Origin of the sequence: Paenibacillus sp. FSL H7-0918, assembly GCF_038007025.1 — a bacterium.
Lineage (GTDB): Bacteria > Bacillota > Bacilli > Paenibacillales > Paenibacillaceae > Paenibacillus_AQ > Paenibacillus_AQ odorifer.
Genome location: NZ_JBBOWJ010000003.1, coordinates 998,289 through 1,021,142, shown reverse-complemented (window position 1 = coordinate 1,021,142; position 22,854 = coordinate 998,289). Strand labels below are relative to the sequence as shown.

General features: G+C 42.9%; 23 protein-coding genes. 15 read left to right on the top strand and 8 right to left on the bottom strand.

Annotated features, from left to right (window positions below):
• Positions 1 to 124 precede the first annotated feature (124 nt).
• On the top strand, positions 125 to 841 hold the full coding sequence (locus tag MHI15_RS24540; protein WP_036686231.1) for an MgtC/SapB family protein: 717 nt from the start codon (positions 125 to 127) through the stop codon (positions 839 to 841).
• 84 nt (positions 842 to 925) lie between these two features.
• A complete protein-coding gene (locus MHI15_RS24535; protein WP_076183424.1) occupies positions 926 to 1,915 on the top strand; it encodes an aldose 1-epimerase in 990 nt (329 codons plus the stop codon).
• A gap of 80 nt (positions 1,916 to 1,995) precedes the next feature.
• On the opposite strand, the gene thrS is transcribed toward MHI15_RS24535, so the two are convergent.
• Positions 1,996 to 3,909, bottom strand: coding sequence for a threonine--tRNA ligase (gene thrS, locus MHI15_RS24530; protein WP_341164981.1), 1,914 nt, complete (start codon positions 3,907 to 3,909; stop codon positions 1,996 to 1,998).
• Positions 3,910 to 4,382: 473 nt separating this feature from the next.
• On the opposite strand from thrS, the gene MHI15_RS24525 reads away from it, so the two are divergent.
• Together MHI15_RS24525 and MHI15_RS24520 are read left to right on the top strand one after the other, a co-directional pair.
• Positions 4,383 to 5,051 carry a TraX family protein gene (locus MHI15_RS24525; protein ID WP_076125898.1) on the top strand — a complete coding sequence of 223 codons (669 nt, stop codon included), beginning with the start codon at positions 4,383 to 4,385 and terminating at the stop codon, positions 5,049 to 5,051.
• Positions 5,052 to 5,143: 92 nt separating this feature from the next.
• Positions 5,144 to 6,661 (top strand): copper amine oxidase N-terminal domain-containing protein, encoded by a 1,518-nt coding sequence (locus tag MHI15_RS24520; RefSeq protein WP_076125900.1) that lies wholly within the window; start codon positions 5,144 to 5,146, stop codon positions 6,659 to 6,661.
• A 98-nt stretch (positions 6,662 to 6,759) separates the two neighbouring features.
• Here the strand turns inward: MHI15_RS24520 and MHI15_RS24515 are convergent, their stop codons facing one another.
• Positions 6,760 to 8,157, bottom strand: coding sequence for a metallophosphoesterase (locus MHI15_RS24515; RefSeq protein ID WP_076217720.1), 1,398 nt, complete (start codon positions 8,155 to 8,157; stop codon positions 6,760 to 6,762).
• A 272-nt stretch (positions 8,158 to 8,429) separates the two neighbouring features.
• On the opposite strand from MHI15_RS24515, the gene MHI15_RS24510 reads away from it, so the two are divergent.
• Positions 8,430 to 9,029 (top strand): nitroreductase family protein, encoded by a 600-nt coding sequence (locus MHI15_RS24510; protein ID WP_076125903.1) that lies wholly within the window; start codon positions 8,430 to 8,432, stop codon positions 9,027 to 9,029.
• 71 nt (positions 9,030 to 9,100) lie between these two features.
• Positions 9,101 to 9,295 carry a hypothetical protein gene (locus MHI15_RS24505; RefSeq protein WP_036686240.1) on the top strand — a complete coding sequence of 65 codons (195 nt, stop codon included), beginning with the start codon at positions 9,101 to 9,103 and terminating at the stop codon, positions 9,293 to 9,295.
• Positions 9,296 to 9,378: 83 nt separating this feature from the next.
• Here MHI15_RS24505 and MHI15_RS24500 read toward each other — a convergent pair whose 3' ends face one another.
• Together MHI15_RS24500 and MHI15_RS24495 are read right to left on the bottom strand one after the other, a co-directional pair.
• Positions 9,379 to 10,536 (bottom strand): peptidylprolyl isomerase, encoded by a 1,158-nt coding sequence (locus tag MHI15_RS24500; protein WP_341164980.1) that lies wholly within the window; start codon positions 10,534 to 10,536, stop codon positions 9,379 to 9,381.
• 185 nt (positions 10,537 to 10,721) lie between these two features.
• Positions 10,722 to 11,057: a LytTR family transcriptional regulator DNA-binding domain-containing protein gene (locus tag MHI15_RS24495; RefSeq protein ID WP_036686243.1), complete on the bottom strand. Its 336-nt coding sequence runs from the start codon at positions 11,055 to 11,057 to the stop codon at positions 10,722 to 10,724.
• A 207-nt stretch (positions 11,058 to 11,264) separates the two neighbouring features.
• Between MHI15_RS24495 and MHI15_RS24490 the strand changes: the two genes are divergently transcribed.
• Entirely contained in the window at positions 11,265 to 12,371 is a 1,107-nt protein-coding gene (locus tag MHI15_RS24490; protein WP_076217722.1) for a lactonase family protein, read from the top strand.
• A 136-nt stretch (positions 12,372 to 12,507) separates the two neighbouring features.
• Here MHI15_RS24490 and hfq read toward each other — a convergent pair whose 3' ends face one another.
• On the bottom strand, positions 12,508 to 12,729 hold the full coding sequence (gene hfq, locus MHI15_RS24485) for an RNA chaperone Hfq (protein WP_036686247.1): 222 nt from the start codon (positions 12,727 to 12,729) through the stop codon (positions 12,508 to 12,510).
• A gap of 111 nt (positions 12,730 to 12,840) precedes the next feature.
• Between hfq and MHI15_RS24480 the strand changes: the two genes are divergently transcribed.
• On the top strand, positions 12,841 to 13,482 hold the full coding sequence (locus MHI15_RS24480) for a phosphatase PAP2 family protein (RefSeq protein WP_076125909.1): 642 nt from the start codon (positions 12,841 to 12,843) through the stop codon (positions 13,480 to 13,482).
• Positions 13,483 to 13,550: 68 nt separating this feature from the next.
• On the opposite strand, the gene MHI15_RS24475 is transcribed toward MHI15_RS24480, so the two are convergent.
• Positions 13,551 to 14,054 carry a hypothetical protein gene (locus MHI15_RS24475; RefSeq protein WP_341164979.1) on the bottom strand — a complete coding sequence of 168 codons (504 nt, stop codon included), beginning with the start codon at positions 14,052 to 14,054 and terminating at the stop codon, positions 13,551 to 13,553.
• Positions 14,055 to 14,238: 184 nt separating this feature from the next.
• Here MHI15_RS24475 and MHI15_RS24470 point away from each other — a divergent pair, with 184 nt between their 5' ends.
• The 3 genes from MHI15_RS24470 (at position 14,239) to MHI15_RS24460 (ending at position 19,299) form a co-directional block, all read left to right on the top strand.
• Positions 14,239 to 15,282, top strand: coding sequence for an FUSC family protein (locus MHI15_RS24470; RefSeq protein WP_076125912.1), 1,044 nt, complete (start codon positions 14,239 to 14,241; stop codon positions 15,280 to 15,282).
• Positions 15,283 to 15,501: 219 nt separating this feature from the next.
• On the top strand, positions 15,502 to 17,853 hold the full coding sequence (gene helD / locus MHI15_RS24465) for an RNA polymerase recycling motor HelD (RefSeq protein WP_076279786.1): 2,352 nt from the start codon (positions 15,502 to 15,504) through the stop codon (positions 17,851 to 17,853).
• Between the two features lie 132 nt (positions 17,854 to 17,985).
• Positions 17,986 to 19,299, top strand: coding sequence for an MFS transporter (locus tag MHI15_RS24460; protein ID WP_341164978.1), 1,314 nt, complete (start codon positions 17,986 to 17,988; stop codon positions 19,297 to 19,299).
• Between the two features lie 56 nt (positions 19,300 to 19,355).
• Here the strand turns inward: MHI15_RS24460 and fsa are convergent, their stop codons facing one another.
• Positions 19,356 to 20,003: a fructose-6-phosphate aldolase gene (fsa, locus tag MHI15_RS24455; protein ID WP_036686257.1), complete on the bottom strand. Its 648-nt coding sequence runs from the start codon at positions 20,001 to 20,003 to the stop codon at positions 19,356 to 19,358.
• Positions 20,004 to 20,234: 231 nt separating this feature from the next.
• Between fsa and MHI15_RS24450 the strand changes: the two genes are divergently transcribed.
• The gene (locus MHI15_RS24450; protein WP_339248384.1) at positions 20,235 to 20,690 is read left to right on the top strand and encodes a hypothetical protein; all 456 of its coding nucleotides are present in this window, start codon (positions 20,235 to 20,237) and stop codon (positions 20,688 to 20,690) included.
• Positions 20,691 to 20,842: 152 nt separating this feature from the next.
• Here MHI15_RS24450 and MHI15_RS24445 read toward each other — a convergent pair whose 3' ends face one another.
• On the bottom strand, positions 20,843 to 21,040 hold the full coding sequence (locus tag MHI15_RS24445) for a hypothetical protein (protein ID WP_341164977.1): 198 nt from the start codon (positions 21,038 to 21,040) through the stop codon (positions 20,843 to 20,845).
• 81 nt (positions 21,041 to 21,121) lie between these two features.
• Between MHI15_RS24445 and rpiA the strand changes: the two genes are divergently transcribed.
• From rpiA to MHI15_RS24430, 3 genes are read left to right on the top strand one after another with little or no spacing between them, the layout of a single operon-like run.
• Positions 21,122 to 21,802, top strand: a complete 681-nt coding sequence (gene rpiA, locus MHI15_RS24440; protein ID WP_139331057.1) for a ribose-5-phosphate isomerase RpiA — start codon at positions 21,122 to 21,124, stop codon at positions 21,800 to 21,802.
• The gene (locus tag MHI15_RS24435; RefSeq protein WP_341164976.1) at positions 21,799 to 22,275 is read left to right on the top strand and encodes a VanZ family protein; all 477 of its coding nucleotides are present in this window, start codon (positions 21,799 to 21,801) and stop codon (positions 22,273 to 22,275) included. Before rpiA ends, MHI15_RS24435 begins: the two co-directional genes overlap by 4 nt.
• A 3-nt stretch (positions 22,276 to 22,278) precedes the next feature.
• Positions 22,279 to 22,719, top strand: a complete 441-nt coding sequence (locus MHI15_RS24430; RefSeq protein ID WP_341164975.1) for a GNAT family N-acetyltransferase — start codon at positions 22,279 to 22,281, stop codon at positions 22,717 to 22,719.
• The last annotated feature ends 135 nt before the right edge of the window (positions 22,720 to 22,854 follow it).

Genomic DNA, 22,854 nt, shown 5'->3' with positions numbered 1-22,854 from the left:
CCACACGGGTCGAAAGAGCATATGCGCTGAGGATGGTTATGCCGTTTTTTGTTGTAAAATAAAGCTAATCATTATCTCCAATTTCCGTTATAATGGAGTATCTCTGGAGAAAGGAGATTGCGATATGGATTTTCAATTGGAATCATTAATGAAGTTACTAGTGGCCATGCTGTTCGGGCTGTTCATCGGGATTGACCGACAGATCAAGCAGAAACCGCTGGGGATACGGACCAGTATGGTCATAAGCATTGCGAGCTGTCTTGTCACAGTGGTGTCTATCCATGCCTTTGATAAGTTCGCAGGTCCAGAGCATCCAAACATGGACCCAATGCGGCTTGCGGCTCAGATTGTCAGCGGGATTGGTTTTTTGGGTGCGGGTGTTATTCTGCGTAGAGGCGGAGATGCCATTTCGGGCCTTACTTCGGCAGCACTCATCTGGACAGCTTCTGGAATTGGTATAGCTGTGGGTGCGGGATTCTATATTGAGGCAGCATATGCGGTTATTCTGCTGATGTTTGCTGTGAATTTAGTTCCTCATTTAATCCGTTCGCTAGGACCAGAAGTACTGAATAAACATGAAGTTTCAGTGAGGATCATTATGGAAGCTAATTTTGTGCTTACAGAAGTGATCCAAAAAATCGAGCGGCCTCAGGTCAGCTCGCAGCGTAGTACTAGAGGTCCATCCCGAGCGATTCGAAGAATGAAAATTAAAGATTTGGAAGATGGCAGACAAATGATCGATATGGTGATCTCAGCACCGGATCGGGATTACGCAACAGAAATCTATTACGATGTGAAGAAAATTGAACATGTAATGAGCGTAGAAGTGGAGCAATTGTAAAAAGAGCATGTCACCTCATGACTAGATGTGGTAATCTATCAAGTGGAGACAATTATCAGACACTGGAAGGGAGAACAATATATTATGTCAATCACAGCGTATGAAGGACAATATGAAGGAGAAGCAGCTATCTGGTTGAAAGCCGGTCGTTATGAGGCAGCTATTCTGCCAGGCATTGGCGGCAACCTGATCTGTTTCCGTGATACCGAAAACGGATATCGCTTCCTGCATGAGCCTGGAGCTGAAGAGATGGAAGCCTTTAAGGCAAGTCCGGGGATTCACGGAATTCCTGTATTATTTCCTCCAAATCGTTATGAGGATGGTAAATTTCCATGGAATGGTCAAACTTATCAATTCCCAGTAAATGAAGTTGCAACGGGCAACCATTTACACGGATTTTTACATACTGCAGCTTGGGAAGTCGAAGAATTTGGCAGCGGTAAGACTGAAAGCTTCGTAACCGTATTCATCAAGGTGGATGAGAATCATCCTTCTTATCAGTATTTGCCACATAAGTATACGATCAAATTGCGTTATACCCTCGGCGAAGGAGGATTATCTCAACAGGTGCTGGTACACAATGATGGAGAAGATGTGATGCCTTGCTTGCTGGCATTCCACACTGCCATTAACGCACCTTTCGCACCAGGAAGCAGTGCACAAGATTACCGCGTAAAAGCTACTATTGGCGAGCGCTGGGAGCTCAACGACCGCATGCTGCCAACAGGCAAATTCCAGGCGTTGGAGCCAGGAGAAGTTCAGCTTCGTGAAGAAGGTGTGAATCCATATTTTGCATCGATGGACAATCACTACACGGCTGTACCTCAGAACGGACGCAACCGGATGGAGCTTACCGATAGCAAAGCTGGAGTAACCTTGGTGTACGATGTAGGGACTTCGTACAAACAATGGATGATCTGGAATAATGGTGCTACAGAACAGTTCTTCTGCCCTGAGCCACAAATTAACTTGGTGAATGCGCCAATGGTAGATCTTCCTGCTGATGAAATCGGCTTGTTCAGCCTGAAACCAGGTGAATATTGGGAAGAGAGCAGCCGCCTGTACGTAAAATAGAGTTCATGTGAATATGAATAGGTTATAAAGAAGGGGCTGTCTCAAACGTAGTTTTTCTACGATTAGACAGCCCCTTAAATTTATCTCTTACTAATAATCTCTTCATTAATCTGTTCAATGATGTCTTGGATACTCTTCGAACCAAGATCACCTTCACCACGTTTTCTTACAGAGACAGTGTCGGAATTTTTTTCGTTCTCTCCAAGTACAAGCATGTAAGGTGCTTTTTCAAGCTGAGCTTCACGAATTTTGTAGCCTAACTTCTCATTTCGGATATCTACTTCGACACGAATGCCAGCCTTCTCCATGTGATGCTTCACTTGCAGTGCATAGTCAACATAGTTCTCAGAGACTGGCAATAACTTCGCATGAACAGGTGCGAGCCACAGTGGGAAAGCCCCAGCGAAATGTTCAGTAATAATCCCCATAAAACGATCGATCGACCCATAAACAGCGCGATGGATTACGACCGGGCGATGTTTAAGATTATCTTCCCCGATGTAAGTAAGATCGAATTTCTCTGGCATTTGCCAATCTAGTTGTATTGTTCCACATTGCCAGCTTCGTTTTAGCGCATCTAAGATATGGAAATCAATCTTAGGTCCATAGAACGCGCCATCCCCTTCATTCACACGATATTCGATCCCGAGATTGTCTAATACATTTTGTAAAGATTGTTCAGCCTGATCCCATAATTCTTCAGATCCCATATAATCTGCCGGCCGAGTTGATAATTCAATCTTATACTCAAAGCCGAACACTTGATAAATATGGTCAATCAGTGAGATTACCCGTCTTATTTCATCCTCAATTTGCTCTGGCAAAACGAAGAGGTGAGCATCATCCTGGCAGAAAGTGCGGACTCTCATCATCCCGTTCAGTGCTCCGGAATATTCATGGCGATGCACTTGACCGAATTCCGAGATACGGATAGGCAGTTCCCGGTAGGAATGCAGATTATTTTTGAAAATTAGCATATGCCCAGGGCAGTTCATCGGCTTAAGGGCAAATTTTGTTTCATCTACATCTGTGAAATACATATTGTCCTTGTAGTGATCCCAGTGTCCTGACTGCTCCCAAAGCCGATTGTTCATCATCAGCGGTGTACGAACTTCATCGTAATCTCTCTGTCTTTGTAATTCCCGGGCAAAGTTCTCAAGCTCTGTACGGATTGTCATTCCCTTGGGAAGATAGAAGGGCATGCCTGGCGCTTCTTCTGAGAACATGAACAACTCAAGTTCTTTGCCGAGCTTACGGTGGTCACGTTTTTTAGCTTCTTCAAGAAACAGTAAATGTTCCTCTAACTGCGCTTTTTTAGGAAAGGCAGTTCCATAAATACGTTGCAGCATTTTGTTATTGGAATCTCCACGCCAGTAGGCACCCGCTACATTCAACAGCTTAAAGGCTTTGACCAAGCCAGTAGAGGGAAGATGTGGCCCACGGCAAAGATCGGAGAATTCACCTTGATCATAAATAGTTAATACTGTGTCTTCCGGCAGATCATGAATAAGCTCCAGCTTTAAAGGCTCATTCAGCTCTTCAAAAAGTTTAATGGTCTCTGCGCGGCTCACCACACGGCGGACAATCTGGTGATTCTCTTGGATGATTTTCGCCATTTCTTGTTCGATTGCAGCAAGATCATCAGTGGATAGAGGTTTCTCAATATCAATGTCATAGTAGAAGCCGTCTTCGATAACAGGACCTATGCCTAGCTGGACAGCTTTATCTCCATATATACGTTTTATGGCCTGCGCCATGATATGTGCAGTACTGTGTCTATAAACCTCAAGACCGTCTTTGCTATCCAACGTAACAATATCGAGCCGGCAATCATGTTCGATCGCTTGGTTTAGATCAACAGATTTTCCATCAATTTTTCCAGCAACAGCATTTTTTTTCAGACTGGTACTTATGGCACCTGCTGCTTCTTTAATCGTTGTTCCTTGCAGTACCTCTCTAATTGTTCCATCTTGCAGTGTTACCTTGATCTTCATGATTTTAGCCTCCGTTTCTCAAATATTGTTAGTTGTGAACGCAAAAAAACGCATCTCTCCCAGAAAGGGACGAGTGCGTTCAGCTCGTGGTTCCACCCTAATTCGACCTGTCATATAGACAGGACCTCATTGGTATCCGATATCGGGGATAAATCGGTGCCGCATACTACCGAAAAAACAAAGTTCTACGGATTCAGCGCCACGGCTACAAAGGGGTAACTTCACAACCGGTAACTGGAGAAGCTTGCAGCCTGGACTTCTCTCTCTGGACAGTTCGTGTAGGAAATCATGTCTTTGATCATTGCCATATTCTGTTGCTAGTTAATATTACTCAATAGTATTCGATAAAGTCAAGGGGGGAGGTGCACAGAAATCGGATGATCGTTTCTCCGCGGTCTTCATTTGCTTATTGGTAAAGGAAATGAGGATGGACTTGGCGAATTTATATTTCAACATGCTTAAGGGGGATTGTAATGCAGATTATTGCCATGCTGACGATGCTAATCGACCATATTGGCTATATCTTTTTCCCGGAGAATCTTGCTTGGAGATATGTAGGGAGAATAGCTTTTCCGATTTATTGTTATGGGCTTGTGCAGGGACATATCCATACTTCATCCAGACCTAAATATTTATTTCGGTTGCTCTTGATTGCGATTATTGCCCAGATTCCCTATAATCTAGCGCTAAATTCTGGTGGCTGGAACGTGGTGTTTACGTTATTGCTGTCAGCAATCGTACTGGTAATTTTGGACAAGCTGCCTTCACTATGGCTTGGTATACCTGTGGTAATTGCTGCTATAGTGTTAATGGATTATTACCCTATAGATTATAATGCGTACGGTTTGCTCTTAGTATTGATTTTTCGTTATACGAAATCGTACTGGCTTGTTGGAGCCCATCTGGCACTGAATCTTTTCTATATGTTTTATAATTATTGGGTTGTACAGATGCTCAGTATTTTACCTACCTTGCTGATTGCTTTTACGCCTTTAATTTGGGATCGCTTGGAGCGGCACCGGGTTCCGCGCTGGATGTGGTGGTCATTTTATCCTGCACATTTACTGATGTTGGCGATAGTTAAGGCTGTAATTTACAAGGATTGGGCTCAGATCGAATGGCGAAGTTTGTTGAATATCTAAACATTTTACAATAAAAGGAACTTTGATTTACAAAACTTACCTTAGCTGAGATAATGGATTGATTTCACAAAATAAGATGAAGGAGACATGCTATGAGTAGAGTTAAAGCGAAATTGAAGTGGTTTTTGCCTTTTGTCGCACTGATGCTAGTTCTTGCCGGCTGTCAGTCGGTAGGGGGGTTCGATGTTAATAAGGCGTTGATTGGGGATGTTGATGTTAAATCATCAGAATCCAGTATGACTTTTTCCATGAATGCTGAGCCCATAGAGGGAATTAGCGCGGAAGATAAGGAAATGGTTGATCTTATTAATTCTTTTTCCTTGAATATTAGTAAAGCTAAGTTACAAGATAATGGGAGTTTATCGGCCCAAGGAACTGTTGGTTATAAACAATTGAATATTCCATTCACCTTGTTTATGGACAAACAAACACTTGCTTTTACAGTTGAAGGAGCAAAACAACCGTTCTACTTCCCTGTACAAGGATACGATGAAATCTTAGGTGAAGTAGGCTTGGATACGGCAAAAGCTGAAGATGTCAGTAAGCTGTTGACGAAATTCGTTGTTAAGAATCTTCCAAATCCTGGCGTAATCAACATTACACCGGTTAGTGATGCTGTGTATGGTGAGCAGTTGAACATGACGAAGCTGCATGCAGAAGTGACTGGTGATGAGCTTCCTGCATTGTTAAAAGGCTTCCTGAAGTCTGTTTCCAAAGACACAGAAGGTTTTACTGAATTGGTGGGTGGTCTTTACGACTATCTGTACCCTGTGATCAAAGCTATGGATGAAGACGGTTCTGGCGATATTTTCAATCTGGGATTCGGAGATATTCCACTGGATGATAAAGAAGCTGTCGTAACTGTATTGCATGATGCTGCCAAATTGGCTGTTGATGCATTGCTGCTAGTATATGACAATCAAGTGGACAGTCTTTACAAATCAACTCCTGAGATGAAGACCGTGTTGAGTAAGGATACGAAGTTATCTGTTGATATATTCGTTGATAGTGCTCTGCATGTGCGTAAACAGAATGTTGATCTGAAAGTGGCGCTTCCGGGTACCGAGGATTTCCCATTGAAGAGCCTCTCGCTTAAAGCTTCCAGTCAGATTTGGAACATTGGCGGTGCTGTAACCGCTGATCCAATCAGCACTGAAGGTGCACTTGATATTTCTTCCGGACTTACACCTGGAGAGACTTTGAGAAACTTTGCCCCAGATTCTGATGTATATCGTATATTGAAGGATGATCTGGGCATTACGAAGAGAACCATTGTTATCGAACCTGATGACGAATATTATTACCCGATTGTAGACAAGAACACTACTTATATCCCACTGCGTTATTTGGCAGAAGATTTAGATGCTACTGTAGAATGGGATACGGCCAATCGTGCAATTAACGTTACTGATGGTGTGTACGGAGATAAACTGGTATTCAAAATCGGTTCTTCCGAAGCCTTGATTAACGGCACGGCTGTAAAGCTTGCCCAACCTGTATTTGTTGACGAGTATGGCGATGCATATGTATCCTTGCGTCTGCTTGCTGAAGCGCTTCATGCTACTGTGTCGGTAGATGAAGATGGTTGGATTACTATTGTACGGAAATAGTTGTATCTTAACGATTAATTAACACAATAAACCCAGCTTCCATCTGACGCATAAATGCGGGTGGAGGCTGGGTTTTTTATATGAAATGCATAATCCAGTTATTGCTTCGTTAATACCACCTCTAAAGCTATATTACTAAGTTCTTTGTCCTCTGTCATACTTTGGATGTATCCACCTAAGAAGCCTTCTTGTAGGCCTTCCCAAAGCTTGTAGCCTGGCATCGCTTTAATATCTTCTGAGGAGCTGCCGGCTGTCCCCGCGAAATATCTTACATTTAGCTTGGCCATTACCTCTGCCATCGATGCCTTTTCAGACTGCGTAAAGGAACTCTCCTTTAAACCATCCATAGCTTTGTTATAAGAGTTTGTAGCAAAAGTATCCTCAGCATAGGTCTTGAAGTTTAAAAGATTCTGATCTGTATTGCCATTAGCTTTAGCCCATCCCTCTACATTTAAGGGCGTTGCTTCATAATTGACGGTTCTGCTCAGGGGATCGAAGGTCATCGCTCCGTATTGATGTGGATAGACAGCCATTGCACTTGTTGCGATATCATAAATTGGTGTTTCTTCCGAAGAAGTTACCGGGTCTACCCGGATGTCCTGCATATGGATATGGCCTGACAAGACTAAATTAAGTTCATTTTCACGAAGTACCTTTATTGTTTCCTGACTGTTATTCAGTTTAAAGCCTGAAACAGACATAGAGGTGTGGCTTAGTAGATTGTGGTGCATAACCGTGAGAACAGAAGCATGCTCCTTGGCAGCCAGTTTAACAGAATTATCTATCCATGATAGGGTAGAGGCGGTCAGGCGTCCGTCCGTTTGGGGGAAACCGTATTTCTGATTGTTATGATATTGGCTGCTGTCAATCATAAGGAGCCATAAATTTGGCGATGCCTTAACGATGTAACTTAGTGATTCTTTATCACGTGATACAGCTTCTTTGTAACCGAAATCCTCATACATCTTGGTAAAGTCTTTGTCTGTAATGGAATCCGTAACAAGCTGCTTATCCCCGCTGAAGGATCTGGCCCAAGGATTAAATAAATCGTGGTTGCCTGGAATGACATATACAGAGGTTCCTTGTGCTTCGATTCGCTTTAATTTTTGGGTTAGCTCCTGATGGCTGCTGCGTTCTCCGTTATTTGTTAAATCTCCACTCAGGATGAGAAAATCAGGCTTCTGCTGCTCAGCGTCATAAACCAAGGTTTCAAGGATTTCATCACTGTAAGGCAGCATTTTTCCATCACCGCCAGTTACATATTTTTGAAAAGCTGTACCGCCATCCTGTAGCTTCTTATCTAAGAAGTGAGTGTCCGTTGCCACCCAGAAAGTGAGGGGGTGAAGATCATTCGGATCTTGTGCTGTTGAGGTTAAATTAGACGAATTTGTGTCTTTACAGCTAGTTAGAGCCAAGCTCATTGAAAGGAGCAGCAATAATGAGATTAAGGCTGATTTTCTATGCCGAACAAGGGCTTTCTCGCTTGGGAATTTCATGATTATAACCTTCCTTCTATACATTTGCTGCACTATTGTAGCGCATTTTAGCTCGTGGTGTATATCGGAAAAGGAAGAGGGCAGTTTCTAGCCCGCCTGAAGTGATTAATGATTAATAGATCAGGTGCATAATTAAGCCCATAAATGCGACAATAAGAGTTGGCAACGAATATATCCGACAAAATAAGTTGTGAATAACTGTTGTGTTTTCAGAAAAAAGGTGCTAAGATATACAAAAGTAAGTTACTAAAATTAATGGAGGTAGTTATTTTATGTCTAACAATTTCTTTGAAGCAGTAAAAGGAAGACGTTCCATATATGCCCTTAGTAAAGAATCTACGATTTCGGATGCACAAATTGTAGAAATCGTTGAACAAGCGGTGCTACATAGCCCAACTTCTTTCAACTCCCAAAGCTCAAGAGCCGTTGTTCTTCTTGGAGAACAACACGATAAACTATGGGATATCACTACAGAAACATTGCGTAAAATCGTTCCTGCCGAACAATTTGAAGGAACAGCGCAAAAATTAGCGTCTTTCAAAGCAGGTTACGGTTCCGTACTATTCTTCGAAGATCAAACGGTAGTGAAGAGCCTGCAAGAGAACTTCGCTCTATATGCTGAGAACTTCCCAATTTGGGCTAACCAATCCTCTGGTATTCTGCAATTTGTAGTATGGACAGCACTTTCTGAAGCAGGTGTAGGTGCATCCTTGCAGCACTATAATCCACTGATTGATGATGAAGTAAAAGAAGCATGGGGCATCCCGCAAGAATGGAAATTGATTGCTCAATTGCCATTTGGTAAAACAGTTACTCCTGCTGGTGAGAAACAATTCCAACCGATTGAAGATCGTGTTAAAGTCTTTAAATAAGTGAAATAAGCGTTTGAAACCTCCTTAACCAGGCTAAGTATGTATATAGACTGGTTAAGGAGGTTTTTGGTATGCCATGGAACAAAGAGGATTATCCAGAATCATTGAAGAACTTCACAGCACCTGTTCGCAATAAGGCAATCGATATTGCGAATGCGCTCCTCGAAGATGGTTATGAGGAGGGGCGGGCGATTTCAATTGCCACAGCGCAGGCGAAAGAGTGGGGGGAGAACCACGATAAACAAATCCGTAAAAAAGGTCATTAAGGCTTAATCAAAGGCCTGAACATAGAAATAAAAAAAGCAGGACAGCGTTTATTAACGCTTGTCCTGCTTTTTGACGGGCACAATTATTTAGTGGATTCATTTCCTGCTGCTGCGCTTGCAGTTGGCTCAGCTGTTGCAGCTGCATCTTCTTTAGCGTCAGTAAGTGTGTTCGTGATTTTTGCTTTTTCAGTTGTTTCTGACATCCAAGTGGAGGACAGAGTGGAAACCTTTTGCGAAACTAGTGTTTTACGAATTTCATCTTTCTTTTCTTCCAGTGTATAATCTTTAGCATCTTTATGGTCGGTTACTTTAATGATGTGATAACCATAATCGGATTTGACAGCATCACTGGTTTCACCAACTTTTAGCTTAAAGGCTACATCAGAGAATTCAGCTACCATATCGCCACGTTTGAAGAAGTCTAGATCTCCGCCATTATCCTTGGAACCCGTATCAGAGGATTTTTCCTTGGCAAGAGTAGCGAAATCTGCGCCTTCTTTCAGTTGTTTCAGAATTGCATCTGCTTCTTCTTTAGTCTCAACGAGAATGTGGGAAGCGCGAACTTGTTCTTCTTCACTGAAAGTAGCTTTATTTGTGTCATAGTATTCTTTGATTTCATCATCCGTTACAGTGACTTGTGGCTCAAGGATTTTACGCAGCTTTACTTGCAGCGGCATTTGCTTTTTCAAGTCGTCTACAGTCATTGAGCTTTGGGACAAAGCAGCATTAAAGGCAGCTTCTCCGCCGAATTGTGCTTTAAGATCTTCAAGTTCAGTGTTGATGTCTTCATCTGTAACAGTTACGTTAGCTTTTTTAGCCTCTTGATAAACAAGCTCAGTTGTAATCATAGATTGCAGCGTGCTTTCTCCGCCTGCTTCGATCAATTTATCATAAAGTTGTTCTTTTGTGATTTTTGTTCCGTTTACTGTTGCAACAGCTTTTTTGCTGTCGTCTTTTTGGACGACCAGAACAATGATTAGTGCTGCAGCTAATACGATAGAGGCAATCATCCAAGCTTTATTGCTTCTAGGAGCAGTCGGAGGTGTAGGTGGCGTAGCGTTGTTCGCACCGACTTTGTTCATTACTGGAATACTGTCTGCTTTTGTTGTATTCACAGGTTCCTCAGCAGCAACTTGCGCTACTTCAACCTCTTCATTGATAATCTCGGAAGTGTTCAATTCTTCTTCCGTGGTACTGTTGTTTTCTAAGTTCTCATTTCCATTCAGATCTTTTTTGTCCATTATTAGTAATGACTCCCTTCAATATAGGTGTTGCTTGTCTATTTACAACTTTAACAGAAATCCTAATCCTAAACCTTAAGAAAGTATAAAAAAAGGCAGGATCTTTTTAAGTTTCTATTAATAAAAAGCAAAAAGCCGGAAATGGCATCAGTAACATGCCCTTCCGGCTAATGGGAATAAGATGTCTACTTCAGTCCTTTCAGAAGATGACGAATGCTTTCTTGTTTTCGTCTTGGGACACGTACGTTTTTAGCATACAGGCCCATTTCACCGAAATAAATGCAGTCATCTGCGATAGAGCTGATCTTGTTCAGGTTGACATAACAGCCACCGTACACATGATAATAACTTGAATTGGACAACAATCGATTTAATTGCTCGGCAGTCATTCTCTTTTTTATGTTATAGTTTCTGCCGTGAAAAATGACCAAATCATGGTCCCCGACCTTAAAGAACAGAATGTCTGTTTCCACCTCGAAGTCCTCGTACACATTTCTGGCTTCCAGCAGGATGCTACTCATTCATGTTCCCCCTTTATACGGAATAAAAGACTAATGTTAGCGCTTTCATTATATCACAACAGTTAATCGTTGGAAAGACCCATTTTTGAATTGTTTCGTACATTTCTAACTTTATCGTTTGTAATTAACGTTTAAAAATTGTAGATTATATAGATGATCACATCTAATGAGTGTGAAGTAGCAATACTTTTGAGGAGGAATATAGAGATGAATGAGCAGAATAAGTTATTGCTGTTTACAGGTTCTTATGCAAGTGCCGCGGAAAGCGGAGTGCAGGTGTTTGAATTCGATGGAGCTGCAGGTGGTACGCTAAAGCTGCTGGATTCGGTGCAGGGCTTAACTAATCCTACCTTTGTTAATGTAGATACCGCTGAAAAACGTCTATATGCTATAGGAGAAAAACCGAATGGTGAGGGTGGAAAAGAAGGCGAGGTTGTTACCTTTGCCATTGATCCAAAAGACGGGAAATTGAGTGAACTGAAACGCATTCCCTCCATGCCTGCTTCTGGCAACCGTCAAACAACCACCTGCCATATCAATAGAGATTTGAATGATGAATACGTTGTTGTATGTAGTTATCATGGTGGAAGCGTTGGTTTGATCAAATTAAATGAAGAGAAAGCTGCGGATCAATTAGTTGATGTGGCCGTACATTCAGGTCATGGCCAGCATCCTGAACGGCAGGACCGCCCTCATCCCCATTCCGCTATTTTCAGTCCGGACGGGCAGTATGTGTTTGTATCTGATCTTGGGCTTGATTTAATTCGTGCCTATAGAATCAATAGAGAAACCAACAAGCTAGAAGTGCATGGTGATACGGCGCTGCATCCAGGAGCGGGACCACGCCACTTCACTTTTCATCCAGACGGAAAGTCTGCTTATGTAATTAACGAGGTGGATTCCACCATTACATCGTTTACATATGACAGTGCCGCAGGCACTCTGCATACTGTAGATACAGTGCCGACGCTGCCTGATGATTTTAACGAAGAGAATACTTGCGCTGAAATCGCCATTTCCAAGGACGGAAAATATCTGTACGCTTCAAACCGTGGGGCTGATAATATCGCTGTGTATGCTGTGGATAATGCATCTGCTAAGCTTACACATCTGGAATATGTATCTACTCGTGGGGGACATCCACGTCACTTCGCATTGACACCAGATGGAGCTTATCTTATCGTGGCAAATCGTGATGCGAATAACCTGGTTGTATTTTCAATAGAAGCGGCAAGTGGCCGACTCGAATTTACTGGAAATACAGCTGAAGTATCCAAACCGGTATGTGTGAAGCCCGTAAATGTTCCTGTATAAAGTTACTCCATTTGAAGAGTGAATCAGTGATCTTGGGAAATGCTAAAGGGAACACCGGATATAAAGTCCGGTGTTCCCTTTTTTTGAAAATAAAAGCCTGTGATTATCTGGTTGATGAGGTGAATGAGGGAGTAGACTATTTGAGCGAAACGGGCTTAAGAGGTACAATAGTGGATACTGCAGATTTGAATAGTACATTTTGCCTGCCATCACCTTGACCTTGTAAAGTGATTGTGAAAGCATCGTACGAGGTTACGAGCCCTTGCATTTTCACACCATTCGTCGTAAAAATCGTCACAGGCACCTTTGTGGAAATGAACTGGTTCAACAATCGTTCTTGCAATTTTAAACTCTCCACTTTGGCAGCACTCCATCTTCTGTGAATTTTTTTCTCTCAATAATTATAACATGGGTTAGTCCCTCACTGGAAATGAGATCAACAGTCACCTGAATAGACATGGAGGTATTTATGCTTTATTATCAGAACTGGTCTAGAGCTTTTCGCTTTTTTTTAGGGTTTGCTGCTTGTTTCGCCGTTATAGCTGTCCTTGTAAGTATGAATAAGGTATCAACCTTTGATAACTATATTATTGATGGGGTACAATCAGCGGAATCACCGGGGTTGACCTCATTCGCCAAAGGTTTATCTCTGATTGGTTCCTCTAAGATCGCTATTGGCCTATCTATCGTTACCATGGCACTGCTCTATTTTTTGCTGAAACACCGATTTGAATTAATCTTGTTCCTGTGGGTTGGATTAGGCTCACAGCTCTTGAATACAATAATGAAGTTATGTTTTCACAGAGAACGTCCGAATTTACATCGCATTGTTGAAGAGATTGGTTATAGTTTTCCGAGCGGGCACTCAATGGCAGCATTCTCTTTGTACGGCGTTATTGCCTTTTTATTGTGGCGTCATCTGCGGCGGAGGCATGAACGGGTCTTATTAATAATGTTCGCCGTATTCATGACCGTGGGGATTGGCTGGAGCCGTATCTATCTGGGTGTTCATTACCCGAGTGACGTAATTGGGGGATATATGGCTAGTGGCGCTTGGCTGATGTTGTCCATTTGTTTATTTCAAATCTACAAGAGCTCGCGTAAGAAGTAGGATAGATACAAAAACGGATATCTTTCATAACGCATGAAGATATCCGTCTTTATGTGTAAGAGGATTGTTTAAGGAGTCGTCACATGTTGTTCAGATGTTTTGCGATCCTGGAATTGCCCCATTTTGCTTATTCTTTGCTTCAGCATCGCAGGAAGTCCTGCTTTAAGCTTTTGGGCTTCATCTTTTGTCAGACGTCCTTCGGTGATGGCTTGATCCAGCCGTTGGTTTGCCGATTCGCAGAGCTTCTGAATATATTGATCTTCCGTCCAGCCTTTTTTCTCAAGAACAAGTTGCGGGAGCGTTTTGCCTGCTTTCAGGCTATTGATTAGCTCTGTACGATCCATTTCCAGCAGTTTAGCCGTTTCAAAAATAATGAAATGTCCACCAGCCCTAACCTTTCCGTCTTTTCCTGGATGGTGACCGTGACCTTTCTCTGAAGGATGGGCACCAGGTGCGGTGGCTGTAGGGGTTACTTTCTCAGCAGAAGCACTTCCGATTGGCGCAAGAGCTGGAGACAGGCTGAGAAAAATAACGGTCGTGAAAGTCATTAATCTTTTGATATTGTTATTCATTCAATCACCTCGTATGTTATGTGATAGGCACTACTCGAATTAGTATTCCCTGAAAGCTGAAAGAAACATGAGTGAGAGCTTAAAGGTTCTTAAAATTCATCAACTCCAGGCTGGGGTAATTAGAAGTACGAGGGTTCGCTGATGTTCATATTGTAGCGTGGGCTAATTTTTAGGAGGGATAGGTTTGGCTTTAGGAGCTCGCATATTTAAAACAGGTTTGGCCGTTACGCTAGCCCTGTATTTAGCTGTAATGCTTCAATTTCCTTCTGCCGTGGGTGCAGGGATTGCGGCGATTTTCGCTATGCAGCCCTCTATTTATCGCTCTTGGCGTTATTTTCTTGACCAGCTCACGACTAGTACAATGGGGGCCGTTCTGGCTTTACTCGGAGGGATGCTGTTATCCAACAGCCCAATAGCAGTCGGTTTGGTCTGTATTCTAGTCATTATGATCAGTATGAAAATCAACCGGGCGGATACGATAAGTCTTACGTTAGTTACTGTAATAACAGTGATGGAGGCTTCGGGTGAATGGCAATTCGCACTTAATCGTTTTTTATTAACTTTGACAGGTATTGTTTCTGCATTTCTAATCAATATTATTGTCGTTCCTCCAAAACCTCGTAAGCAATACATTAAGCAAATTGAGAATGTTTTTTCAAGCCTCTCTTTATTGCTGAGAACAGCGGTTTCTCATGAGATGAAGGAAAGTGTATTTCGTGATGAAAAAAATGCTTTGCATTCATCCATAAAATCGTTGGCTGATAAGTATGCATTATTTGAGGAGGAGCAGAAGCAGTTAAAACGGGCCAAGTATAGCCAGACTAGACAAATGGTTGTGTATAAGAACCTGTTAGCTTCTTTGCAAAAAGGTTACGATGTTCTCGAGGCCGTAGATCGGCATTATTTCCAGGCGGATCGGACCGAACATACAGATGCTCTATTTGATAATCATTTGGAACATTTAATCAAATATCATCAGCACATCTTACTTAAGTTTGAAGACAAATTAAAGCCCAATGCCAATGAATCCGAACCCTTGGGAGAAGACAATGATGAATTCCTGAATACCGCGATTTTGGGGTATAATGCAGAGAAAATAGGTCAGCTGCGTTTATATGTTGTGGCTGCTGCAATTTATGATTACGGATATCAATTGGAGCGCTTAGATAAAGTGGCCGATCAGATGAATCGTATAGCGGAGGATAAAGAATCTGTGCATGAAGCCTAAACATAACCTTGTGAAGAGCAACATATAAGCTTTGTAACAGCAAAAAATCCGGTTCCACAGGGACCGGATCATCTATTTAAGAGAATACTTGAAATCTCAAACTGAAATTGCTAAAATGATAAGATATCGAATAAGTATGCATTTAAAAACATAAATATGCAAATTTATCATATCATGATTCAAATGGAATGTCAACCTTCCAAAAGGGGATGAAATGTAGTGGATAACAATGAAAGTCAGTGGAAAGAGGAACAGGAACGGGTTGACGGAGTAACCAAGCTTTTGTCCGCCCATATTCGCAATTTATCAGAGGAGCTTGGACTTCATCGCAGTGATGTAGTGGATATGCGGAAAGACTTCTGGGAAGAGGTAACCGTAAACTTCAGTAGCCCGGATGATTTGGGAGAAACCTCAACAAGTCTTCGCCAACAGTCCCAAATCCTAAATGAACGGGAACGTCATCATTTGCAATCAAGCAAGGCGCTGAAAAAATATAAAAAGCTGGTTGTCTCTCCTTACTTTGGCCGAATTGATTTCACAGAGGAACCAACGGGCGGGCTGGAAAAGATTTATCTAGGGATTGGATCTTTGATGGAGGATGATGGCACCTTTTTGATCTATGACTGGCGTGCGCCTATCTCCAGTCTGTATTATGACGGAGCACCAGGTCCTGCAGCTTATGAAACACCTGGAGGATTAGTCTCCGGAACAATGAATCTTAAACGCCAGTTTGTTATTGCTGACGGTGTAATTGAAGTTATGTTTGACACTGGGGTTACGATCGGGGATGAGCTGCTGCAGCAGGTGCTAAGTCATAGCGCTGACGATCGAATGAAAAGTATTGTTGCTACAATTCAAAAAGAGCAAAATGCGATAATCCGCAACGACAAAAGCCGGATGCTAGTTGTGCAAGGAGCAGCGGGAAGCGGAAAAACCTCTGCTGCATTGCAGCGGGTAGCTTATCTTCTATATAAATACCGTGAAGTATTATCAGCAGATCAAATGCTGCTGTTCTCACCGAATCCGCTGTTTAACAGCTATGTATCTACAGTGCTCCCGGAGCTAGGCGAAGAAAATATGCAGCAAACAACGTTTCAAATGTATTTAGAACATCGTCTTGGACATGAATTCCTGCTGGAAGATGTCTTTAGTCAGACCGAAAGTTTACTTAATGCTCCTGAGGGTCCTGAGGTGGCTATACGCAGAGAAGGCATTGCCTATAAATCGTCCGTCCCTTTCCTTGATGTGATTCGGCGGTATGCTACGTTGTTGGAACAGGAGGGTATGCTTTTTAAGCCTTTAATGTTTCAAGGGAAAGCAGTGGTCAGTAAAGAAGAAATGGAACGCCAGTTCTACGCGTACGATCCTGCCATAAAGCTTGCAAATCGTGTGGATTTGATGATCCGCTGGCTGCTTAAGAAAATTGCAGATTTTACTCATGAGGAAAGAAATGCGAAGTGGGTCGAAGATCAGATCGAGCTGCTGGATTCCAGCGATTATCACCGTGCATATCAGATGTTGCGTCGGAAGAAGAAAGCTTCGCAGGATAGCTTTGACGATTTTGATACGGAAAAAGAAGTGTTATCTCGTTATGTAGTCAGCCAGCGGCTCAAACCCCTGCGGGGTTGGACTAAACGGGGTCGTTTTGTGGACGTTAAGGGCTTGTACAGCACGTTATTTACAGATCGCGAGCTTATGGTGCGCCTCAATGGAGATTATCCTTTACCAGAGGTGTGGGATGATATCTGTGAGCAAACATTGGAATCCATTGGAGTGAACGAGCTTGCTTATGAGGATGCTACGCCATTCCTTTATCTGAAGGAGTTAAGCCAAGGCTTCCGGACCAACACACTGATCCGCCATGTGATTGTAGATGAGGTACAAGACTATTCTCCATTCCAATTAGAGTTCATGCGGCGTTTATTTCCAAGAGCAAAAATGACCGTATTAGGCGACCTGAACCAGGCCATTTATGCGCAAGGTGAGGTACTGGGGGATTTGTCTAGTCTCGTAAGTATATATGGTGAAGAGAACACAGAAGTGATCTCGTTAACCCAAAGCTACCGTTCAACTTATGAGATCGTGGAGTTTACGCGGTCAATGATCCCTGGAGGAGAACGAATCGTACCTTTTAATCGGCGGGGAGAAGAACCCCAGATAAGTGTGGTATCCAGCGAGAAGGAGCTTCTGAATGCTGTGGAACAGGATATCCGCAAGCTGCATTCTGAGGGATATCATTATGTGGCGGTCATCTGCAAAACAGCGGAGGAAAGCGCAAGGGTTCATGCTGAACTGAATCGTAGCCTGCCGGTGAGACTTGTTACAAAGGAAACACCGAATTTTCAGAAGGGGACACTGGTTCTGCCTGCTTATTTAGCCAAAGGCGTGGAGTTTGATGCGGTCGTCATCTATGATGGCTCGGCTGAACAATATGGCAGAGAAAGTGAACGCAAATTGTTTTATACAGCGTGCACTCGGGCTATGCACTTGCTGCACATTTTTAGTCTGGGTGAACCTAGCCATTTTATACCGTCCGCTAATGTGGCATCTTTAAGCGCCGGGTCGCTGTAAGCATAGATTTCTTCATTTTAAGATCGTCCTTTCCGCAGCAGCGGAGGGACGGTCTTTTTGTTTTCATGAATAAAGAAGGGCGAACAAACCACAATAAAGAATGTTGTACACAATGACAAAGGTGGTCAGTTCATGAAGGAAAGAAAATGGGATCTGCTTGCCTTAGCATCAATCCCACTAATAATGACCCTCGGTAACTCCATGCTGCTGCCTATTCTGCCGCAGATCTCCAAAGAACTCGGCATTAGCGCTTTTCAAGTCAGTATGCTGATTACCGTGTATGGATTGATGGCAATTGTAATGATCCCTATTGCAGGTTATCTGTCAGACCGTTTTGGGCGAAAGAAGGTTATTCTTCCGAGTTTAATCATTGCCGCAATTGGCGGTGCTGTCTGCGTGGTGGCTGCTTGGTTTATGAAGGGGGTTAGCGCTTATTGGGTGATCTTAGCGGGGCGTCTGTTGCAAGGAATTGGTGCAGCGGGTGCTTTTCCAATTGTAATCCCCTTTGTAGGCGATTTGTTCAAGGAAGAAGAAGATGTGAGCAAAAGTCTGGGAATCATTGAGACCTCCAATACGTTTGGTAAAGTACTCAGTCCAATTCTTGGTGCCTATCTTGGGATATGGCTCTGGTTTGCTCCTTTTATTGCAATTCCCATTCTATGTCTAATTTCATTTTTGTTAGTCTTATTTCTGGTCCGAAAACCCGAAGCAAAGGATGAACCTGAGAAACAGGAACTTCGGGCGTTTTTATCTGGAATTGTGAGCGTTTTACGTAAAAAGGGACGTTGGTTGTACGCTATTTTTGCCATAGGCGGCATCTGTATGTTTGTGACCTTTGGTGTCCAATTCTATTTATCAGAAATGCTGGAAACTAAATATAAAATGCACGGGGCAACGAAGGGGTTTGTGCTGGCGATACCGCTTGCCCTCTTATGTCTGTCCTCCTATGGAACAGGAAAGATCATTGGTCAGAATAAAACGCTAATGAAATGGCTGGGTTTTGGGGGCATGGTGTTACTGACTGCGGCGATGATTTGTGCGGGATTCAACAAAGGCATTTATTTTTTAGTAGGGTTTATGGGTTTAGGCTGTGTTGGAATCGGAATTGTACTTCCCTGTATGGATGCTTTAATCACGGAGGGGATTGAGAAGGAGAACAGCGGCACAATCACCGCTCTTTATAGTAGTATGAGGTTTATAGGGGTAGCGTTGGGGCCACCGGTGGTATCGTTGCTGCTAAGCAGTGGGCATTGGGTCTTGTTTGCGTTGATGGCTACAGTAGGGGCAATTGGTGGATTGCTGACCTTGTTTGCAGTAACTCCGAGTAAGGGGGAAAAGGGGGAGCCAGGCGTTAAAGACACAGAGAAGATAATTCCTCCAATCTGGCCGAAACGTATTCGCCAAACCTCCTCAATGTCTCTGGATGGAAAAAAGGGCTATCCCTAAGCTGCGTTGCCGCAGCTTGTGGGATAGCCCTCTAGATAAAAGAATAAAAGATATTCTTAGGCTTGTGGAACAGATTCCCAATCCTTCAAGAAACGTTCAATACCGTTATCTGTCAGCGGGTGCTTCCAGAGGGTTGGCAGAAGTGAACCTGGGATTGTAGCGATGTGTGCACCAGCAATAGCTGCTTGCTCAACATGAGCAATGTTGCGGATACTTGCTGCAATGATCTCGGATTTCAAGTTGTAGTTAGTCAGGATAGTCTTCAGATCCTTGATCAGCTTCATTCCGTCAACACCGATATCATCCAGACGACCTACGAAAGGAGAGATATAAGTTGCGCCTGCTTTAGCAGCCATCAAACCTTGAGCCGCGGAAAATACTAGTGTAACGTTAGTTTTGATGCCTTTTTTAGTAAGCTCATAACAAGCTTCCAAGCCATCTTCAGTCATAGGGAGTTTAATTACAACGTTTGGAGCCCATTCAGCAATTTCGTATGCTTCTTTAAGCATTTCTTCTGCTGTAAGTCCGATTACTTCTGCGCTTACAGGTCCTGGAACGATTGCAACGATTTCTTTGATAACATCCTTGAACAATCTTCCTTCTTTAGCGATCAGCGAAGGGTTAGTCGTTACGCCATCCACTAGTCCTAGGCGAGTAATACGTTTGATTTCTTCAATGTTTCCGGTATCCAAGAAAAACTTCATTTTAAATTTCCTCCCTTGATTTCCATATGGATTGACAAGCAACATTCATATTTACATTATGAGACATGCAAATCAAAGTTTCAACTGTTATTTTGAATATTTCAAAATAACTTTATAGAATCAGTATTACCTGTATGCGCTGAATTTCAGATAATATAAGATTGGCTTAGGCCTCCCTCCATGATAATATATAACCGGAATTGTTATTTTGGAGTGGGAGGTGGGGATGGGATGATGTATGCGATATTGGTGATTTTACTTGTGCTTGTGCTGGCAGCAGCGGGATTCCTTACCTACCAAAACAGCAAGTTGGTGTCTAATCAGAAGAAACTCGGTACTTCATCAAGTGATCCTTCCCTTATGTATTCTATCTTTGACCAATCTAGTGCAGCTGGTGTTGAAGAACCTGAGGCCATTCCGTTATTTCAATACACTGTATTTGCGCGGTCGAATGGAGCGGTTGTTGTGAACAAGCCTGTAGCTTTGATTATTTTGTGCAGAGTTGCAGCGGGAAAAGGGGATTACTTATTGGCTGATGTCGAGCGTAATATGCTTGACAAGATTAGTAGACCAATGCCTTTGGATGCGTATTCAGAGCATAAAGCCTACTTACACAGGACGGCTAATCACACAGAAAAAGAGATGATTCTCAATCTAGAGGATGCAGTGAATTTACAATATACATAGAGTAGGGTGAAAAATATTGATTTTTTGATCTGCGCAAAGCATAATACAAATTTGGATATAAAAAAGAATCAAACAGCCGGAAGCAATCGTGTTTTATGTTAAACACAGCTACCGGCACATTGATTGGTAAAATAATGGATGGCAGTCAGCACTTAGGCATGATATCTCCCTACGGGTGCATTAAGCACCCATTCCAGCATCATGATCATATCTTCAATTCTAGTGAGCTGAGCTTGTAGGTTATCTTGCTGTGGGCTGTTCTCTGTTAATGAAGCTAATCTTGATTCCAGAGATCTGCGCTGCAGTGTCAATACGTTGATTTTAGATTGAATTTGGTTTTCGGTTCTCATCCGGAATCCTCCTGAACAATAGGTGATTTCAACATCATCATAGATCATTATAACGGATAACATGGGGGTAATAAAATGAGTATCAATGTTAAACAATTAGCCGCGGAAAAAGCAGTGGAATTTGTAAAAGATGGCATGAAGATCGGCCTTGGCACTGGATCTACAGCCTATTGGGCGATCAACAAGCTTGGTGAGCGCGTCAGTGAAGGTCTAAAAATTACCGCTGTAGCAACCTCCCGTGCTTCCGAAGAACAGGCGCGTGAACTTGGGATTCCAATCGTAGCTTTTGGAGATATTGATAGTCTGGACCTGACCATTGACGGAGCGGACGAGCTGGATAGTAGTCTACAGCTTATTAAAGGTGGCGGTGGCGCGCTGCTTCGGGAGAAGATTGTTGCGAGTAACAGTACTCGTATGATCGTTATTGCTGATGAGAGTAAAGTGGTAAACACACTTGGCAAATTCCCGCTGCCTGTGGAAATGGTTCCTTTTGCATGGGAATGGACTGTGGCTGAACTTGCCAAGCTGGGTTGCAATCCTGAATTGCGTCGTAGCGGAGAAGAGCTGTACAAGACAGATAACGGCAATTACATCGCAGACTGCCGGTTCGAAGTCATTGAGTCCGCACCGAAGCTGGCACTGACCATCCAAAGTATTCCAGGAGTTGTGGAACACGGCTTATTTATTGGAATTGCAGCAATGGCTATTGTGGGTAAAAAAGATGGAAGTATTGAAATTATAGAAGTTAAACCGGGCAATTGATCATTCGTAGATCTGGAGAATCCAGCAGATTACGGAAGCTGAGAGCATTGACACGGATAGGGCTGACTCTGTATAGTGCTACTGTTATCTATTGGATGTTCATCGGTTTTGGGCGTGAGATCCATACAGGTGGCCCGCTTCAGTACAATTTGATTCCATTACGTACGGTGTCACTTTATTTCGACATGAATAACGGGTTATCGCTGATCAGCCGGTTTGTGAATCTGCTTGGAAATGTTGTTGTGTTTATTCCATTTGGAATACTAATTCCACTTGCAAAGACACGGCCAATTTCTTGGAAAAGAATCTCTTTATATGCTGTTCCTTGCATCCTGCTTTTGGAGTCTCTGCAAATGCTGCTGCATGTCGGAAGCTTTGATATTGATGATCTATTGTTAAACATGTTAGGGATATGGACGGGTTACTGTATGTTTCGAATCGGGTACAGAAGCAACAGAGAAGGAGGAATGTGAACAATGTTGGTAGATCTTAAATCCCTTATTGGTTCGCCTGAGGTGAACGAGCTGTTGACGTATGCGGTCATTGATGACCCCAACGCGTTGGAGCAGACATCGTCTGAGTACAGCGAACAAGCCGGGCTGCAGTTATATGGCTGGGAAGAAGAAGAACTCCTGCTTGGTCTTGTAGGCTTCGAAGAAACCGAAGACGGTTCTTTGGACATTCGGCATATTGCCGTCTTGCCAGAGAATAGAGGGAAAGGTTATGCGCGGGGGATGATTCTGGAGCTGCTCGCTACTCGTCAGCCGCGTTATCTGGTAGCTGAGACTGAGGATGAAATCGCCGCAGATTTTTATCGCAGTCTAGGGTTCATGGTGTACAGCTTAGGAGAGAATGAAGCCGGAATTGAAATGTTAAGATGTGTATACGAAGTTGAAGAGACCGAGGAAGAGGACTAAAAAGTCTTTGAAGGTCATAAAATGGCAGGTCGAGAGGAATCTCGGCCTGTTTTTTTTGCGTTTTGCCTTTAAATGCCCGAAAAAAAGCCAATTGACTTTTATAAAAGCAGGTATTATAGTTTGACAATGAAACTG

Bases quoted from the DNA above. Each gene is read 5' to 3' on its own strand.
- MHI15_RS24540 (WP_036686231.1), top strand. From the start codon at position 125: ATGGATTTTCAATTGGAATCATTAATGAAGTTACTAGTGGCCATGCTG.
- MHI15_RS24535 (WP_076183424.1), top strand. From the start codon at position 926: ATGTCAATCACAGCGTATGAAGGACAATATGAAGGAGAAGCAGCTATC.
- thrS (WP_341164981.1), bottom strand. From the start codon at position 3,909: ATGAAGATCAAGGTAACACTGCAAGATGGAACAATTAGAGAGGTACTG.
- MHI15_RS24525 (WP_076125898.1), top strand. From the start codon at position 4,383: ATGCAGATTATTGCCATGCTGACGATGCTAATCGACCATATTGGCTAT.
- MHI15_RS24520 (WP_076125900.1), top strand. From the start codon at position 5,144: ATGAGTAGAGTTAAAGCGAAATTGAAGTGGTTTTTGCCTTTTGTCGCA.
- MHI15_RS24515 (WP_076217720.1), bottom strand. From the start codon at position 8,157: ATGAAATTCCCAAGCGAGAAAGCCCTTGTTCGGCATAGAAAATCAGCC.
- MHI15_RS24510 (WP_076125903.1), top strand. From the start codon at position 8,430: ATGTCTAACAATTTCTTTGAAGCAGTAAAAGGAAGACGTTCCATATAT.
- MHI15_RS24505 (WP_036686240.1), top strand. From the start codon at position 9,101: ATGCCATGGAACAAAGAGGATTATCCAGAATCATTGAAGAACTTCACA.
- MHI15_RS24500 (WP_341164980.1), bottom strand. From the start codon at position 10,536: ATGGACAAAAAAGATCTGAATGGAAATGAGAACTTAGAAAACAACAGT.
- MHI15_RS24495 (WP_036686243.1), bottom strand. From the start codon at position 11,057: ATGAGTAGCATCCTGCTGGAAGCCAGAAATGTGTACGAGGACTTCGAG.
- MHI15_RS24490 (WP_076217722.1), top strand. From the start codon at position 11,265: ATGAATGAGCAGAATAAGTTATTGCTGTTTACAGGTTCTTATGCAAGT.
- MHI15_RS24480 (WP_076125909.1), top strand. From the start codon at position 12,841: ATGCTTTATTATCAGAACTGGTCTAGAGCTTTTCGCTTTTTTTTAGGG.
- MHI15_RS24475 (WP_341164979.1), bottom strand. From the start codon at position 14,054: ATGAATAACAATATCAAAAGATTAATGACTTTCACGACCGTTATTTTT.
- MHI15_RS24460 (WP_341164978.1), top strand. From the start codon at position 17,986: ATGAAGGAAAGAAAATGGGATCTGCTTGCCTTAGCATCAATCCCACTA.
- fsa (WP_036686257.1), bottom strand. From the start codon at position 20,003: ATGAAGTTTTTCTTGGATACCGGAAACATTGAAGAAATCAAACGTATT.
- MHI15_RS24450 (WP_339248384.1), top strand. From the start codon at position 20,235: ATGATGTATGCGATATTGGTGATTTTACTTGTGCTTGTGCTGGCAGCA.
- MHI15_RS24445 (WP_341164977.1), bottom strand. From the start codon at position 21,040: ATGAGAACCGAAAACCAAATTCAATCTAAAATCAACGTATTGACACTG.
- MHI15_RS24430 (WP_341164975.1), top strand. From the start codon at position 22,279: ATGTTGGTAGATCTTAAATCCCTTATTGGTTCGCCTGAGGTGAACGAG.